The organism is Paracoccaceae bacterium Fryx2 (genome assembly GCA_032334235.1).
In the GTDB taxonomy this organism is placed as follows: domain Bacteria; phylum Pseudomonadota; class Alphaproteobacteria; order Rhodobacterales; family Rhodobacteraceae; genus JAVSGI01.
Window position 1 is genome coordinate 895,197 of the sequence record JAVSGI010000005.1, and the last position, 15,459, is coordinate 910,655.

At 68.7% G+C, this 15,459-nt stretch carries 14 protein-coding genes; 8 read left to right on the forward strand and 6 right to left on the reverse strand.

Annotated elements, in window-relative coordinates; genetic code table 11:
• Position 1: 1 nt before the first annotated feature.
• From RNZ50_13530 to RNZ50_13565, 8 genes are all read left to right on the forward strand, one after another.
• The gene (locus RNZ50_13530) at positions 2–2,077 is read left to right on the forward strand and encodes a chemotaxis protein CheA (GenBank protein MDT8856014.1); all 2,076 of its coding nucleotides are present in this window, start codon (positions 2–4) and stop codon (positions 2,075–2,077) included.
• Positions 2,064–2,528 (forward strand): chemotaxis protein CheW, encoded by a 465-nt coding sequence (locus tag RNZ50_13535; GenBank protein MDT8856015.1) that lies wholly within the window; start codon positions 2,064–2,066, stop codon positions 2,526–2,528. The genes RNZ50_13530 and RNZ50_13535 overlap by 14 nt, the downstream gene beginning before the upstream one ends.
• Positions 2,525–3,406 carry a protein-glutamate O-methyltransferase gene (locus RNZ50_13540; GenBank protein ID MDT8856016.1) on the forward strand — a complete coding sequence of 294 codons (882 nt, stop codon included), beginning with the start codon at positions 2,525–2,527 and terminating at the stop codon, positions 3,404–3,406. Before RNZ50_13535 ends, RNZ50_13540 begins: the two co-directional genes overlap by 4 nt.
• The gene (locus RNZ50_13545; GenBank protein MDT8856017.1) at positions 3,403–3,789 is read left to right on the forward strand and encodes a response regulator; all 387 of its coding nucleotides are present in this window, start codon (positions 3,403–3,405) and stop codon (positions 3,787–3,789) included. The genes RNZ50_13540 and RNZ50_13545 overlap by 4 nt, the downstream gene beginning before the upstream one ends.
• Positions 3,786–4,142, forward strand: coding sequence for a hypothetical protein (locus tag RNZ50_13550; GenBank protein MDT8856018.1), 357 nt, complete (start codon positions 3,786–3,788; stop codon positions 4,140–4,142). Before RNZ50_13545 ends, RNZ50_13550 begins: the two co-directional genes overlap by 4 nt.
• 75 nt (positions 4,143–4,217) lie before the next feature.
• Positions 4,218–6,557 carry a methyl-accepting chemotaxis protein gene (locus tag RNZ50_13555; protein ID MDT8856019.1) on the forward strand — a complete coding sequence of 780 codons (2,340 nt, stop codon included), beginning with the start codon at positions 4,218–4,220 and terminating at the stop codon, positions 6,555–6,557.
• Positions 6,558–6,633: 76 nt separating this feature from the next.
• Positions 6,634–7,629: a chemotaxis protein CheB gene (locus tag RNZ50_13560; GenBank protein ID MDT8856020.1), complete on the forward strand. Its 996-nt coding sequence runs from the start codon at positions 6,634–6,636 to the stop codon at positions 7,627–7,629.
• A complete protein-coding gene (locus RNZ50_13565) occupies positions 7,626–8,153 on the forward strand; it encodes a chemotaxis protein CheD (protein ID MDT8856021.1) in 528 nt (175 codons plus the stop codon). Before RNZ50_13560 ends, RNZ50_13565 begins: the two co-directional genes overlap by 4 nt.
• A 20-nt stretch (positions 8,154–8,173) precedes the next feature.
• Here the strand turns inward: RNZ50_13565 and selD are convergent, their stop codons facing one another.
• The 6 genes from selD to RNZ50_13595 form a co-directional block, all read right to left on the reverse strand.
• Positions 8,174–9,235 (reverse strand): selenide, water dikinase SelD, encoded by a 1,062-nt coding sequence (selD, locus tag RNZ50_13570; GenBank protein MDT8856022.1) that lies wholly within the window; start codon positions 9,233–9,235, stop codon positions 8,174–8,176.
• A 184-nt stretch (positions 9,236–9,419) separates the two neighbouring features.
• Entirely contained in the window at positions 9,420–11,219 is a 1,800-nt protein-coding gene (locus RNZ50_13575; GenBank protein MDT8856023.1) for a methyl-accepting chemotaxis protein, read from the reverse strand.
• Positions 11,220–11,224: 5 nt separating this feature from the next.
• A complete protein-coding gene (locus RNZ50_13580) occupies positions 11,225–12,352 on the reverse strand; it encodes a chemotaxis response regulator protein-glutamate methylesterase (protein ID MDT8856024.1) in 1,128 nt (375 codons plus the stop codon).
• A gap of 6 nt (positions 12,353–12,358) precedes the next feature.
• Positions 12,359–13,261 carry a CheR family methyltransferase gene (locus tag RNZ50_13585; protein ID MDT8856025.1) on the reverse strand — a complete coding sequence of 301 codons (903 nt, stop codon included), beginning with the start codon at positions 13,259–13,261 and terminating at the stop codon, positions 12,359–12,361.
• On the reverse strand, positions 13,261–13,776 hold the full coding sequence (locus RNZ50_13590; GenBank protein ID MDT8856026.1) for a chemotaxis protein CheW: 516 nt from the start codon (positions 13,774–13,776) through the stop codon (positions 13,261–13,263). Before RNZ50_13590 ends, RNZ50_13585 begins: the two co-directional genes overlap by 1 nt.
• On the reverse strand, positions 13,773–15,458 hold the full coding sequence (locus RNZ50_13595; protein ID MDT8856027.1) for a methyl-accepting chemotaxis protein: 1,686 nt from the start codon (positions 15,456–15,458) through the stop codon (positions 13,773–13,775). Before RNZ50_13595 ends, RNZ50_13590 begins: the two co-directional genes overlap by 4 nt.
• Position 15,459: the final 1 nt, after the last annotated feature.

The window sequence follows — 15,459 nt, forward strand, 5'->3', positions numbered from 1 at the left end:
CATGACCAGCATGACCTCGATCCGCGACACGTTCTTTGAAGAATGCGAGGACCTGCTGGCCGCGCTGGCCGACGGGCTTGACCATATCGCGGCCGGAACGGCGGATGGCGACGTGGTCAACGCGGTGTTCCGGGCGGTGCATTCGATCAAGGGCGGGGCCGGGGCGTTCGGGCTGTCCGATCTGGTGGGGTTTGCCCATCGCTTCGAGACCGTGCTGGACGCGGTGCGCAACGACAAGCTGGTGGTGGATGGCGCGGTGCTGCACACGCTGCAACGCTCGGCCGACCATCTGGCCGAACTGATGGAGGCGGCGCGCGACGACCTGCCCCTGTCGCCCGAGGTGACGGCCGGTTTTCTGGAACAGCTCGATCTCTGCCTCGGCGATGACGATCCGGAGTCGGACGCCTTCGCCGATTTCGAGTTTGCCCCCCTGGCGCTCGATTTCGGCCCGCCAGAGGTCGGCGGGGTGTTCGACATCGACTTCGCGCCCGGCCCGGGGCTGTATCGCAACGGGCACGAACCGGCGCTGCTGATCGCCGCACTGGCCGACCTCGGCACGCTGGAGGTCAGGCTCGACGCCTCTGCCCTGCCCGACTGGGACGTGTTGGACCCGGGCAAACCCGGCCTGCGCTGGTCGATGCGCCTGACGACGCCCGAAAGCGAAGCCGCGCTGCGTGAGGTGTTCGAATTTGTCGAGGGCCTCTGCGAACTCGACATCCGGCCTGTCGAAGCCGCCGTCGAGGCGGCGCTGCCGGAGCCCGGGCCGGTGGCACCCGAAGCGCCGCCGCTTCCCCCCGTCGCAACGCCGCTCCCCCCGCCCGACGCCGCCGAAGAGGCCAGACCGGCGAGGCCCGACGATGCCGAGGCGCGGGGCCCCAAGCCCACGCTGCGCGTCGATCTGGAACGGGTGGACCGGCTGATCAACGCGGTCGGCGAACTGATCATCAACCAGGCGATGATCGCGCAGCGCACCGCCGAACTGGGGCTGGCCGCGGAATCCGACGTGGTGACCCATGTCGAGGATTACCGCCTGCTGGCCCGCGACATCCAGGAAGCGGTGATGGCGATCCGCGCCCAGCCGGTGAAGCTGCTGTTCCAGCGCATGTCGCGCATCGTGCGCGAGGCTGCCGATTCCACCGGCAAGCTGGCGCGCCTGGTCACGGTGGGCGAAAACACCGAGGTCGACAAGACCGTGGTCGAGCGGCTGGCCGACCCGCTGACCCACATGATCCGCAATGCCGTGGACCACGGGCTGGAAAGCCCGGAAACCCGGGTGGCCGCCGGAAAGGACCCGTGCGGCACCATCCGGCTGGCGGCGGCGCACCGCTCGGGCAGCGTGATCCTGACCCTGCGGGATGACGGCGCCGGGTTGAACCGCCCCCGGATCCGCCAGATCGCCGAACAGCGCGGGCTGGTGTCGCCGGAGGCCGAACTGAGCGATACCGAGGTCGATGCGCTGCTGTTCATGCCGGGGTTTTCCACCGCGCAGTCCGTGTCGAACCTGTCCGGCCGCGGCGTGGGGCTGGATGTGGTGCGCTCGGCGGTCACGAGTCTCGGGGGGCGGGTGTCGATCGCCTCGACCCCCGGTCAGGGCACCGAATTCACCGTGTCGCTGCCGCTGACGCTCGCGGTGATGGACGGGATGGTGGTGTCGGTGGCGGGCCAGACCATGGTGGTGCCGCTGGCGTCGATACTGGAAACCATCCGCCCCGCGGCCGCCGATCTGCATCCGATGGGCAGCGGCGAGACGCTGCTGCTGATCCGGGGGCGGTTCATCCCGACGGTCGATGTGGCCCGCGCGCTCGGGTTTGCACGGCCGGAGACGGCGGCAACGCCCCTGCTGCTGCTGATCGAGGGCGAAAATGCCAGCCAGTGCGCCCTGTTCGTCGATGCCGTGCACGACCAGCGGCAAGTCGTGATCAAGGGGCTCGACAGCAATTACGGCGCGGTGCCCGGCGTGTCGGCGGCCACCGTGCTCGGCGACGGGCAGATCGCGCTGATCCTCGACCCCGACGCCATCGCGGCGCAGCGCCCGCCCCTGAACTTTTCCGAAGGAACCCATCATGCCGCTCGTTGATCCCGGCACCTCGGCCGTCGCCGAATTCGTGACCTTCTTTTCCGGCGGTCAAAGCTTCAGCCTCGACATCACCGAAGTCCGCGAGATCCGGCGGTGGAGCCCGGTAACCCCCCTGCCCCACGCCCCGGCCGAGGTGCTGGGCGTGATGAACCTGCGCGGGTCGGTGATTCCGATCTATGATCTGGCGTCACGGTTCGGCTTCCCGCCCACCGCCGAAAACCCGCGCAACGTGGTCGTGGTGGCGATGCACGAACGCCAGACACTGGGCCTGCTGGTCGAGTCGGTGTCCGAGATCCTTTCGGTGTCGCGCGACCAGATCCAGGACACGCCCGACCTGCGGTCCGACTGCGCGCGCCCGTCGGTCACCGGGATGATTTCGGTTGGCGACGGCATGACCCGGGTGATCGACCTTGGCGCCGTGATCCACCCCGGCGCGCAGGTCGGCCCATGACACTGCGCGGCAACCCTGTGCTGGACGAGGGTGAAGCCCGCTTCACCGATGCCGATTTCGCGGTGATCGCCCGGCTGGCGCGGGCCGATTTCGGGTTGCACCTGACCGGATCGAAGAAGGATCTGGTCTATGCCCGGCTGGCCAGGCGGCTGCGCCACCTGCGCCTGCACAGCTTTCGCGCCTATTGCGACCTTCTGGAAGGCCCGGGCGGCGCCGAGGAACGGGTGCATCTGCTGTCGGCGCTGACCACCAACGTCACCCACTTCTTCCGCGAGGCGCATCATTTCCAGCTGTTGCGCGGCACGGTGCTGCCGCCCCTGATCAAGGCCGCGCGAGACGGGCGGCGGGTGCGGATCTGGTCGGCCGGATGTTCGGCCGGGCAGGAACCCTATTCGCTGGCCTTCACGCTGCTGGACCTTTGTCCCGAGGCCGGGCGGCTGGATATCCGCATCCTGGCCTCCGATGCCGATCCGGCGATCCTGCGGCGGGCCGAGGCCGGGGTCTACCCCGCCGAAGAGATGAAGGCCCTGCCGGTGGCCGCGCGCCGCCTGACCGATCCGGCGCCGAACGGGGCATTCGCGATCGCGCCCAAGGCGCGCGCGCTGGTGCGGTTCGGCGCGCTGAACCTGATGCAGGCCTGGCCGATGCGCGGCCCCTTCGACATCATCTTCTGCCGGAACGTCGCGATCTACTTCGACAAGGACACCCAGTCGCGGCTCTGGCACCGCTTTGCCGGCCTGATCCCCGAAGGGGGGCACCTGTTCATCGGCCATTCCGAACGCGTGGCGGGCCCGGCCGAGGCCGCATTCCGCGGCATCGGCATGACCGCCTACTGCAAACTTGCCGAAACCGGCGATCAAGGAGGATTACCGCGATGAGCCTGAAAGATTCGCTGCGGGTGATGGTGGTCGACGACATGTCGGTCAGCCGCGCGCTGATCGAGCAGTCGCTCGATGAAATGGGCATCAAGAACTACACCACCGAAAGCGACAGCCGCACCGCACTGGGCAAGCTGGCCGCGAATCCGGTTCACCTGGTGATTTCAGACATGCACATGCCGGGGATGACCGGGTTGCAGCTGCTGGGCTCGCTGCGCCAGGCGCGCGCCACGCAGAAGATCGGCTTCATCCTGATCACCGGCAGTCCCAGCCCCGAGGTGGTGCGCGAGGGTCAGGAGCTTGGCCTGAACAACCTCGTGCGCAAGCCCTTCACCACGCTCTCGCTGAAATCGAGCATCGAACGCGTGGTGGGCAGGCTGTGAGACCCTGCCCCGAACCCCAGGTGCAGTCGGCAGGCGACGTGCTGGCGCGCGCCGCGCTGGAAGTGCAGCGATGCGAGGTGATGCTGCGCCGGATCGAGACGGCCGTGGCCCCGATGATCGCCGCCGAACGCCGGGAAGGATGCAGCCACGCCCTGCAGGACATCGACCTGCTGGGCCAGAGCCTGGCCGACATCGCGACCTGCCTGACCGGCGTGGCCGGGCAACTGCCCCCCGGCGCCAGCGTCGATGCCCGCAGCCTGCTGGCACCGCTGCGGCTGGACGATCTGTGCCAGCGGCTGGGTGGCCTGATGGCGGTCGACTTGCGCCCCGAGGAACGGATCGCCCTGTTCTGATGCCTCCGTCGAGCCGCCATCGACATCAGGGGCCTGTGCCCCGCCGACCCCGATTTTCCGCACAAGGTGAGTGCCATGCTGAAGCTGAGAACCATGCCGCTGAAATTCAAACTGCCCGCGATGATCGTCGGGTTCTGCCTGGTGATCGCAGCCGCGCTGCAGGCCATCAGCTTCCATGACCTGTGGAAACGCGAGCTGGCGGCCGCCCGCGCGCAGATCGATGTCACGGCGCAGCAGCGCCACGCCGCCCTGCAGCAGCGGGTCGACAGCCTGACCCAGGATGCCCTGCTTGTCGCCGCCTCGCCCGCAACGGCGGATGCGATCCTGCGGCTTGGCGCCGCATATGGCAGCATCGCGGGCGATCCCGTCACCGCATTGCGGGATGTCTATGTGACCGCCAACCCCTGCCCGCGGGGCCAGCGCCAGCTTCTGGTCACGGCGCAGGGCGGACTGGCCTATGACGCGCCGCACGCGCAGTTTCACCCCTATTTCGAACGAGTCCGCAGCATCCGGGGCCTGCAGGACCTGCTTTTGTTCGATCTCGGGGGCAACGCGGTCTACTCTGCGTCGAAGGGCGCCGACTTCGCGACCAAACTTCCGTCCGGCCCCGATGCCGGCGGCGCGCTGGGCCGCGCCTTCGGCAATGCGCGCAACGGCGAGGCGGGCAAGGTCTACATGACCGATTTCGCCCCCGACGCCGCTGATGGCGGTGCGTCTTCGGTCTTCATTGCCACGCAGGTGGCGGCGGCGGATGGCACGCCGGTCGGGGTCGTCGCCTTCCGGGTGGCGCTCGGCACCCTGTCGGCAGCGACCGGCACGGCACAGGGCCTTGGCGAAACCGGCGAAGCCTACCTCGTCGGGGCGGACCTTGCGGCACGCACCGCCTCGCGTTTCTACGGCCGCTTCGCCGCGGCCGACCCGCTGCTGCCGGTGCCCCAGCTTGGCGATCTGGCGGCGGGTGCGGAACGGCTGCACGAGGACGTGCCGGTGCAGTCCGGCCAGCGCGGTTTGGCCCGGACCAGGCTGATCACCGGGCCCGGCGTGACCTGGCTGCTCGTGGTCGAGCGCGACATGGCGGAAGTGCTGGCGCCGGCATATCGGGACCTGCGCAAGATGCTGGCGGTCACCGGCCTCTGCGCCGTCATCGTGCTGGGTCTGGGCGTGCTGATGGCGCAGTCGGTGACCCGGCCGATCAACCGGGTCAGCGCCGCGATGCAGCGGGTGGCCAACGGCGATCTCGACACGGTCGTGACGGAAGCCGACCGCGAGGACGAGGTCGGCCGGATCGCCCGGTCGCTCGACGGGTTGCGCGAAAAGCTGACGATGGCCGAGCTTGGCGAGAAGGAGCGCGATCGCCTTCAGGCCGAACAGACCCGCGTGGTCGAGGCGCTGAGCGTCGGGTTGCAGAACCTGTCGAACGGCAATCTGTCCCAACCGATCACCGAACCCTTCGCGGGCACCTACGAAACCCTGCGCAGCGACTTCAACCAGACGCTGGCCGAGTTGAACGACACCATCTCGCAGGTGATCGAGGCATCCGAAAGCATCCGCAACCGCTCGACCGAAATCAGCCGAGCGTCCGAAGACCTGTCGCACCGCACCGAAAACCAGGCCGCCACGCTGGAGCAGACTGCGGCGGCGCTGGACGAGCTGACTGCCAGCGTCAAATCGGCCGCCGATGGCGCACGGCAGGTGGAATCCATCGTGCGGCAGGCCCGAAAGGAGGCCGAAGACAGCGGCGTGGTGGTGCAGGGCGCGGTGGACGCGATGACCGAAATCAAGAAATCCTCGGAACTGATCAGCCAGATCATCGGCGTGATCGACGACATTGCCTTCCAGACCAACCTTCTGGCGCTGAACGCCGGGGTCGAGGCGGCGCGGGCGGGCGATGCCGGCCGCGGCTTCGCGGTGGTCGCGTCGGAAGTGCGGGCGCTAGCGCAGCGGTCTTCCGCCGCGGCCAGGGAAATCAAGACCCTGATCAGCGCCAGCACGCAACAGGTCGGACGCGGCGTGGCACAGGTGGACCGGGCGGGCGAGGCGCTGGCCAGCATCGTCGGCCGGGTGGCGCATATCTCGACGCTGGTGTCCGACATCGCGTCGGGCGCCAGCGAACAGTCGACCGGCCTGGCCGAGATCAACATCGGGGTGACCCAACTGGATCAGGTGACCCAGCAGAACGCGGCGATGGTCGAGCAATCCACCGCCGCCAGCCACGCGCTGCATCAGGAGGCGACAGGTCTGGCCGATCTGGTGGGGCGTTTCGCGACCACCTCGGGCGAGGGAAGCTCGGGGCGCGAGGCCGAACCGCCCCACCCGATCGCGGCCCCGGTGACCAGGCTGCGCCCCCCGGCCGCTGCGCCGCGGCGCGAAGCCAGGGTGGCGGCCGCCGGTCACGGGGTCTGGCAGGAATTCTGATCGGTGCCATCCCGGGTCCGGCTGCGGCGGCCGGACACGATGATCAACCACGCCCCGACCTTCAGGAGTCTCGCGGATGAACGCGCTACGGATGATCATCGCCTCGCCCAGTCCGCTGGAACGGTCGCGCCTGGCCAAGGCGCTGGCGGGAGATCCCCGGATGACGGTGATCGCGCAGACGGCCGACCTGTCGGAAACCTACACGCGCGCCGAGCAGATGGAACCGGACATCGTGCTTCTGGCCGCCGCCTATACCGGAGTGGCCGAGTTCGCCTGCATGGAGGCGCTGTTCGACGCGCTGGAGATCAGCTGGCTGGCCATCGGCGCCGAAGGCGCGGCGCGCCCGGCTGTGCCGATGATCGCGGCCACCATGACGCCCGACCAGTTGTTGCAGCGCATAGCCGAGGCACGCCGGCTGCGCGCCATGCCCGGACGCGGCCGCCCCCGGCCGGCAAGGCAGGCGGTGCCGCACCTGCGGCGCGACCGGATCGTGCTGATCGGCGCCTCGACCGGCGGGGTGGTTGCGCTGCTGACGGTGCTGGGCAGCTTTCCGGCCGACTGCCCGCCCACGGCCATCGTGCAGCACACCGGGCGCGGCTACTCTGAAAGCCTGATCAAGCTGCTGGATCGCAATTGCGCGGCGCGCGTCGTCTCGGCGGCAGAGGGTCTGGTGCTGCAACCCGGGTCGGTCTGCGTGGCCGGCGGCAGCGCCGGGCACCTGCGGCTGCTGCCCGGGCGGCCGCTGCGCTGCGCCATCACGCCGGGGGCGCCGGTATCGGGCCACATGCCTTCGGTCGATGCGTTGTTCCGGTCGTTCCTGCCGGTGGCAGGGCAGGTCGTCGCGGTCGTGCTGACCGGCATGGGGCGCGACGGGGCGGAAGGGCTGCTGGACCTGCGCCGGGCCGGGGCCCACACCATCGGCCAGGACGAGGCCAGTTCCGTGGTCTACGGCATGCCGCGCGCCGCCGCGGAAATCGGCGCGGTGCAGCAGCAACTCGGCCTCGATCGCATCGGCCCGGAAATCCTGCGGCTGTGCGGCAGCGACAGCGCATTGCGACCGGTGACGCGATGAGCCTGCGGGCCGACACCATCCTGTTCGTGCTGCAGGGCGAATACCGGGTCTCGCGCGACCCGGACGAGGTGCTGGCGACCATTCTGGGCTCCTGCGTGGCGGTTTGCCTGTGGGACGAGGTCGCGGCTCTGGGCGGCATGAACCATTTCCTGCTGCCCTTCGGACCCAAGGCTGCCGCCTCTGCGCCGGAACGCTATGGCGTGCACGCGATGGAGATCCTGATAAACGCGATGCTGAAGGCCGGCGGGCGGCGCAGCCGGTTCAAGGCCAAGCTGTTCGGCGGGGCGCGGCTGTCAGCGACACTTGGCGATATCGGGCAGTCGAACGCGCTCTTTGCCAGGGATTTTCTGGCAACCGAGGGCATTCCGTGCATTTCGGAAAGCCTGGGCGGCACCAGTGCGCGGCGCGTGCAGTTCCGGCCCGTCACCGGGCAGGTGCGCCAGCTTCTGGTGCCCGACACCACGCTCAGTCCTCCGACGCTGGAAAGCCCCGTGATGCGACCGACCGATATCGTGCTGTTCTGACGGCGTCGCCCCGCCCCGCCTCAGCCCAGCAGCAGGCGGGGGGCCCTGTCGGTTGCGGCAATCCCGCCGATCACCGCCGCGCCTGGAAAGCCGTGGCGGGCGAAGATCGCAAGCACGTCTTCCACCGCAGAGCGGGCGCAACTGACCAGCAGCCCCCCGCTGGTCTGCGGGTCGGTGAGCAGCGCGCGTTCCGTGGCAGGAAACCCGTCGGGCAGGCACACCCCGGCGCCGTAGCCGTCCCAGTTGCGCCCCGAAGCGCCGGTGACGAAGCCTTTGGCCAGCAGGTCCCGCACCCCGGACATGACCGGCACGCGGCCCCAGTCGATCCGCACATCGCAGCCCGCCCCCCGAGCCATTTCAAGCGCATGACCGGCAAGACCGAAACCCGTCACATCGGTCAGGGCATGAACCCCCGGCAGCTCGGCCAGATCGGGGCCGGGCGTGTTGAGCCCGGTGGTGGTGGCGAGCATTTCGGCATAGCCGCTCGCGCTCAGCTGTCCCTTCTTCAGCGCCGCCGACATCACCCCGGTGCCAAGCGGCTTGCCCAGCAACAGAACGTCGCCCGGCCGCGCCCCCGCATTCTTGCGGACGCGGTCGGGATGCACCAGCCCTAGCGCGACCAGGCCGTAGATCGCCTCGACGGAATCGATTGTATGGCCCCCGGCAACCGGGATGCCCGCGGCGGCACAGGCGGCCGCCCCGCCCTCGAGGATGCGCCCGATCGTCGCGGTGGACAGGACCGCGATCGGCATCGCCACCAGCGCCAGCGCCAGGATCGGCCGCCCCCCCATGGCATAGACATCGCTGATCGCATTGGTGGCGGCGATGCGGCCGAAATCGAAAGGGTCGTCGACGATCGGCATGAAGAAGTCGGTGGTCGCGACCAGCGCCTGATGGTCGTTCAGCCGATAGACCGCCGCATCGTCGGAGGTGGCGATACCGACCAGCAGGGCCTCCGGCACCGGCAGCGCGGCCGTGGACCGCAGGATATCGGCCAGCACGCCCGGCGCGATCTTGCAGCCGCATCCGCCGCCATGCGACAGCGATGTCAGGCGCGGTTCTGTGGGGCTGGGGACGTTCATGCGCTTCTCTCCGACACTCGGCCGCCGCGGCATCCGGCCTGTCCGCGACGGTTAGGGGCGCAATCGCGGCCCGTCAAGCGGCCGCACCGACGCGCCACCCCCCGGCGGCCCCAAGGCGCCGTTCTGCGGCGACCGGGCTACGCCCGACCGGGCGTCACATCGTGGCGGACCAACGGCGAGAACATCAGAACAGGACAAGACCCACCAGATCGTCATCCTTCGGCCGTACCATCCCGTCCTGCTGCGCCCCTTCATCGCATCGTTCCGCCAGCCCGAACGCGTCGGCCAGCCGATCGTGAACCACCCTTTCCGTTTCCATGGTGTAGATTGATCTCAGGTCGACAAATTCGGGCGCGCAATCGGTGTCGGGCGCGACCGGTATGGTGCCACGGTCCAGCAGGTCGAGCCGCTCGATCAGCGCGGTCACGGTGCCAAAGAGGTCGGATTGCGCGGCAAGAGCCCGTTCGCCATCGCCGATTTCATGCCCCCTGACGGCCTTCGCACGGGTGGCCGCGCCCTGCGCTTCAAGCATGATCGCCGTGATCTCGTCGAGTTCGGTGATCAAGCTGGCCTCCAGCGCCGCGATGGCCCGCAGCTTCGACCCGACATCGACCAGCAAACGCTGGCCGACCGATGCGACGACCGGGCTCAGCGCCGAAATGCGCGCGCGCAGTCTGCCGAACTGCGCGCTCGACCGGCCGACCAGATCGCGCAGTTGCAGGGCGTTTTCGCGCAGCGCCTTCCCCTCGCCGCCAAGCCTGGAACAGACGATGACCGCGTTCAGGCTGATCAGGCGGGTGCGGATCTCGACATCGTCCATCGTGCCCATTATCCCGATCATGGTGGCAAAGCCGGCCTGAAGCTGCGTGGCGACCGGATCGAGCTGGGTCTGCGAGGCACGGCATCTTTCCAGGATCTGGCGCAGCGTCGTCACGCCCTGCTGGATGCTGCCGGAACAATCCGCCCCCGTGGCCCCGCCGACCCGGTCCGACCCGATCAGATCCTGCGTCAGATCGGTGGCCCTTTGCAGGTCGGCCCGGCCGATGCCGATCGCGGTGTCGTGCCGATCCTTGGCGTCGCGCAGCAGCGCCGACGCCAGTTGCACCACCGGCCGCGACAGCGTGCCGTTCGCCCGCAGGATCTGCGCCGCGGTTGCGATCACCCTGGCCGCATTCTGCAGCCGCTGATGCGTCGCGTCACCGATCTGCAACGTGGTCACGACCGAACTCACGGCTTGCTGGATCGCCCGGATGCGCCCTGCGGTCTGGCCGCCCGCGGCAGTGGCCTGCGCAACCTCGGCATCCAGCCGCCCGACATGCCCGCGGATTTCGCTCAGGGTGCGAAACAGCCCGGTGTCGAAGGCGCGTGACAGGGCAATCGATTCCGCGTCGGCTGCGGCCACCCGCAGCAGCATCTGCCGGATCGTGCCGTCGATGGCGCCGGTGATGGCGTAAGCCTCGTCGACCAGCCCCGAAGCGGCCAGCGTGAAGGCATCGAGTTCGGCGTTGCGCGTGGTCAATACCGCCGCGTTGACGCGCGCGTTCAGCGCGACAATCGACATGGTCTGGATGATGCGGCGCATCTCGACCACCTCGCCCTCGAGGTCGAGCGCGCCGCGATGCATGACATCGACGGCTTCGAACACGCGGTGCAGCGTCTGCATCAGGTCGCGTGACTGGTCTTCCAGCTCGGTCGCATACCCGACCAGTGCCGCAAGCTTGCCGCTGCCCGAGATTTCCGCCAGCTTCGCCAGCGGTGCGGCAAAGCGGTCGAAGCGGCCGACGGCCTTGCCCAGACTGGTGCCGGCGCGCAGGAAATACCGTTCGCTCCGGCCGCCGAGATAGGCGATTTCGTCAAGTATCCGGTCCAGCACATGCAGGCTTGCCACGGCGGCGGCATCCGGCAATCCGGGGGCCGGTTCGGGAGCCAACTCGGGGGCCGTTTCGGGTTCGTCCAGCCGGTCGGACAGGTCAAGGGCGAGCATGGCTGTCATCTGCGCCGCGCCCCCGGTGCCGGGTTGCCCTCGGCGAAGGCCATGATTTCCGCTGCGATGCGCGACAGTTGCACGCTCCGCTCCGCGCTGCCGCGGCTGATCGCCTCGCCCGGCATGCCGAAGACGATGCAACTGGCCTCGTCCTGCGCCAGGGTCCGGGCGCCGGCGTTGCGCATTTCAAGCAGGCAGCGGGCGCCGTCGTCGCCCATGCCGGTCATGATGACCCCCAGCGCATTCGCGCCGGCCGCCTGCGCCGTCGAGCGGAACAGCACGTCGACCGAGGGCCGGTGACGGCTGACGCAGGGGCCCTCAAGAATGTTGACGCGATACTCGCTGCCATGGCGACGCATGACCATGTGGTGATTGCCGGGAGCGATCAGCGCCGTGCCCGGTTCCAGCAGATCGCCATCCGCGGCCTCGCGCACGGTCATGGCGCATTGCGCGTCCAGCCGTCTGGCGAAGGCCAGGGTGAAATGCTCGGGCATGTGCTGCACGATCGCGACCGGCGGGGCGTTGGCGGGCAGCGCGCGCAACACCTGCAGCAGCGCCTCGGTGCCGCCGGTCGAGGCACCGATGGCAATCACCGGCCCGGTTCTGGGCACCGCGCGCGGCGGCATCGGCGGCAGGATCACGTCGGCCGACAGTTTCTCGCCCGGGGCAAGGGCGGCCGGGGCACGCGCCCCCGCCCCCTTGCGCCCGGTCTGGGCGGCGGCGCGCAGCGCATCCCCGATCCGGATCGCGGCCTCCTGCCGGTTGGCCGGGGTGTCGAGGCGCGGTTTCGCCAGCACCTCTGCCGCCCCCAGATCGAGCGCCTTCATCATCGCCTCCGACCCCGCCCCGGTATGGCTGGAACAGACGACGACCGGGATCGGGCGCTGCGACATGATCTTCCTGAGGAAGGTCAGGCCATCCATCCGCGGAAGTTCCAGATCCAGCAGCATGACATCGGGAATCTCGTCCCGCATCTTTTCCACGGCCACATAGGGGTCGGCGGCGGTGGCCATCAGCGACAACCCGGGATCGGCGGCGATGATCGACGAGAACGCCGCCCGGATCGAGGCACTGTCGTCAACGACCAATACACGGAGCACCTGACGGGGCCTGGGGATTGCGACGGCGGGCATGGACCTTCACCTTTTCTGAAACACGGCCGGCGCGATCTGCTTCAGCAGCTCGTGCCGCACCACCATCGATTCGGAATGCCCGACGACCAGGTGACCGGCGGGTGCCAGATGGGCGACCATCCGGGCGATGACCTGGGCCTGATCGCGCGGCTCGAAATAGATCAGCACGTTGCGCAGGAAGATCAGGTCGATGTCGCGATCCAGCGCATGGCTATCGCCCATCAGGTTCAGTCGGGCGAAATTGACCCGCGCCCGCAGTTCGGGCACGATCCGCACCTGCCCGGCGGTGGCACCGCTTCCCATGAGCAGAAAGCGGTGCCGATAGTCCTTCGGCACCGGTGCCACGCCGGCCAGCGGATAGATCGCCTGACGCGCGGTCGCGAGCACCTCGGTGTTGATGTCGGTTCCCAGGATCAGATAGCTGAACTGCGCCGATTTCGACGCGATGTCCTGCAGCACCATGGCGATCGAATAGGCCTCGGCACCGGTCGAACAGGCCGCGCTCCACACCCTGTAGCCCTGCCGCTGCCGCGCCGGCCCGCGCTGAAGCAGCGCCTGCGGCACGATTCTGCTTTCCAGCAGCCGGAAATGGTCGGGCTCGCGAAAGAAATCGGTGGTGTTGGTGGTCAGCGCGTCAAGGATGGCGCCGAGTTCGCTTTCCAGCCCGCCCTGATCGAAGATGTGGCGGAAGTAGTCTTCCAGCGTGGCAAGCCCCAGCGCCAGATGCCTGCGACGCAGCCGGCCTTCCACCATCTGCCACTTGTTGGCAGGCAGCTTGACGCCGATCTCGTCCTTGACGAGCCGGGAGAGGCGCTCGTAGTTCCGTGCCGAAGGCGTGCCTGACCCGGCGACGGTCGGCGTGCCTTCGGCACCCGGCACGGGCGTGGAGCGCGCACGCGGCACCGACATCAGGCTGCCTCCTCCGGCTGCGCGCCGTCGGGACCGGCGGCATGCAGATCCTCGGCGTCGAACATCCGGTCGATATCCAGCACGGTGAAGAAGGCGCCGTTGACGCGGCTGATCCCGACCACCATCTGCTGTTCCCAGCGCAGCAGCCGGTTCTGCGGCAGCGGCGTGAGGGCGGCGGAATCAAGTGCCGTCACCTCGAACACCCGGTCGGCCTTGATCGCCACCACCGCGCGTTCCTCGCCCGCCATGACCCAGAGCACCACGATGCGGTTCGCCTCGGTGTCGGGCACGGGCGCCAGGCCCAGCAAGGCGCGCATGTCCACCACCGGAACGCCTTCGCCGCGCACGTCGATCACCCCAAGCAGATGCCGCGGCGCATTGGGCAGGCGCGACACCCGCTGCAGGTCGAGGATCTCCTGAACCCGGGTGACGGGGACGGCAAACAGGTCGTCCCCCACACCCAGCGTCAGCACCTGCAATCCCCCGGCCACGGGGGAAACGCCCGACTCCATCATGCCGCTTCGCCTTTGCGCCCGCCGACCTGGCGCAGGAAGCCGCCATCGAGGCTGTCCCCGGCCGAAGCCATGTCGAACGAGAACCCGCCGTCGAGCTTGGAGGGCGCAGCCCGACGCGGTGGCGCTGCCGGAGCGGCGCGTTGCCGGGTCTTGACCACACGTTCCGCGGCAGCCACGGCCGCCAGCGGCGCATCCGACAGCCGGAAGAACGCAATGGCCGAGCGGAGCTGTTCGGCCTGGCTCGAAAGCTCCTCGGCAGTCGAGGACATCTCTTCCGCAGCGGCGGTGTTTTCCTGCGTGACCTTGTCAAGCTGCTGGATGGCCAGGTTCACCTGCGCCGCCCCGGCCGACTGTTCCTGCGCCGAGTTCGAGATCTCCAGCACCAGCTGCGACGTGCGTTCGATATCGGGCACCAGTCCTTGCAGCATCTCGCCCGCCGCCTGCGCCGCGCGCACCGTGTTGCCCGACAGGGCCGAGATCTCGCCCGCGGCCGACTGGCTGCGTTCGGCCAGCTTGCGCACCTCGGATGCGACCACGGCAAAGCCGCGCCCATGTTCGCCCGCCCGCGCCGCCTCGACCGCCGCGTTCAGCGCCAGCAGGTCGGTCTGCCGCGCGATTTCCTGCACCACCATGATCTTTTCGGCAATGGTGCGCATCGCCTCGACCGCCTTGGCGACCGCGGCGCCGCTTTCGCGCGCGTCATCGGCCGACTTGCGCGCCATCGATTCCGTCTCTGTCGCGTTCTGCGCGCTCTGCTTGATGTTGGCGGCCATCTGTTCCATCGACGCCGACGCCTCTTCGGTCGAACTGGCCTGCTCGGTCGCGCCGTCGCTCAGCTGTTGCGCGGTGATCGACATCTGCTCGCTGCCCGAGGCAACGTTGCGCGACGAGCTTGCCACATCGGTGACGACACCGCGCAGCCGCTCCACCATCGTGTTCAGCGCGCGCAGCAGGTCGGTCACCTCGTCATTGCCGCGCAGCGACGCGGTTTCGGTCAGGTTGCCGTCAGCCACGCCCTGCGTCAGCCTGATGGCCCCCTGCAGCCCGCGCGCGATCGAGACCACGATCCAGGTAGCTGCCAGCGAGCCGATCAGCAGCGTCGCGACGAGGATGGAGACCACCATGGTTCTGGCATCGCCGTACAGATGCGCAGCGTCCGTGCTTGCGACATCAAGCAGGGTCGTGTTGCGGTGCAGGATGGTGTCTAGAATGGTTTCCATTTCCAGCCAGGTCTTCCGGCCCTCGCCGACCAGGAACATGTAGGCCTCGTGGGTCTGGGCATTGCGGGCCATCGCCATGGCGCGGTTGTTGATGCCCTGCATCAAGGCGAGGTAATCCTGAAAACCCTCGAGTTCCGTTTTCCCCGCGTCGTCCGCCATCGCATAGAGCTCGTCGATGTTCGACTTGGTCGCTTCGCGTTCGGCGGCAAGCCGGGCCTCCACTTCGGACCGTTCGTCGGGGGCTGCCGTCAGCAGGTAGTTGCGCACCTCGCGCTGGATCTTGACCTGATTTGCAATCATTTCCTGCGCCAGGACGATCCGCCGGGCATCGGTGCTGACGATGCCCTCCACCTTGGTGTTCAGCGACGCCAGACCGTTCAGGGCGATGAACTGGCCAACCCCCCCCAGGACCAGGATGACCAAGAACGCCATCGCCAGTTTCAGTTTTACCGTCAGTCTCATG

Coding starts and splice junctions, on each gene's coding strand:
- RNZ50_13565 (MDT8856021.1), top strand. CDS start 7,626: ATGAGCCTGCGGGCCGACACCATCCTGTTCGTGCTGCAGGGCGAATAC.
- RNZ50_13580 (MDT8856024.1), bottom strand. CDS start 12,352: ATGCCCGCCGTCGCAATCCCCAGGCCCCGTCAGGTGCTCCGTGTATTG.
- RNZ50_13535 (MDT8856015.1), top strand. CDS start 2,064: ATGCCGCTCGTTGATCCCGGCACCTCGGCCGTCGCCGAATTCGTGACC.
- RNZ50_13595 (MDT8856027.1), bottom strand. CDS start 15,458: ATGAGACTGACGGTAAAACTGAAACTGGCGATGGCGTTCTTGGTCATC.
- RNZ50_13575 (MDT8856023.1), bottom strand. CDS start 11,219: ATGCTCGCCCTTGACCTGTCCGACCGGCTGGACGAACCCGAAACGGCC.
- RNZ50_13585 (MDT8856025.1), bottom strand. CDS start 13,261: ATGTCGGTGCCGCGTGCGCGCTCCACGCCCGTGCCGGGTGCCGAAGGC.
- RNZ50_13530 (MDT8856014.1), top strand. CDS start 2: ATGACCAGCATGACCTCGATCCGCGACACGTTCTTTGAAGAATGCGAG.
- RNZ50_13590 (MDT8856026.1), bottom strand. CDS start 13,776: ATGATGGAGTCGGGCGTTTCCCCCGTGGCCGGGGGATTGCAGGTGCTG.
- RNZ50_13560 (MDT8856020.1), top strand. CDS start 6,634: ATGAACGCGCTACGGATGATCATCGCCTCGCCCAGTCCGCTGGAACGG.
- RNZ50_13545 (MDT8856017.1), top strand. CDS start 3,403: ATGAGCCTGAAAGATTCGCTGCGGGTGATGGTGGTCGACGACATGTCG.
- selD (MDT8856022.1), bottom strand. CDS start 9,235: ATGAACGTCCCCAGCCCCACAGAACCGCGCCTGACATCGCTGTCGCAT.
- RNZ50_13555 (MDT8856019.1), top strand. CDS start 4,218: ATGCTGAAGCTGAGAACCATGCCGCTGAAATTCAAACTGCCCGCGATG.
- RNZ50_13540 (MDT8856016.1), top strand. CDS start 2,525: ATGACACTGCGCGGCAACCCTGTGCTGGACGAGGGTGAAGCCCGCTTC.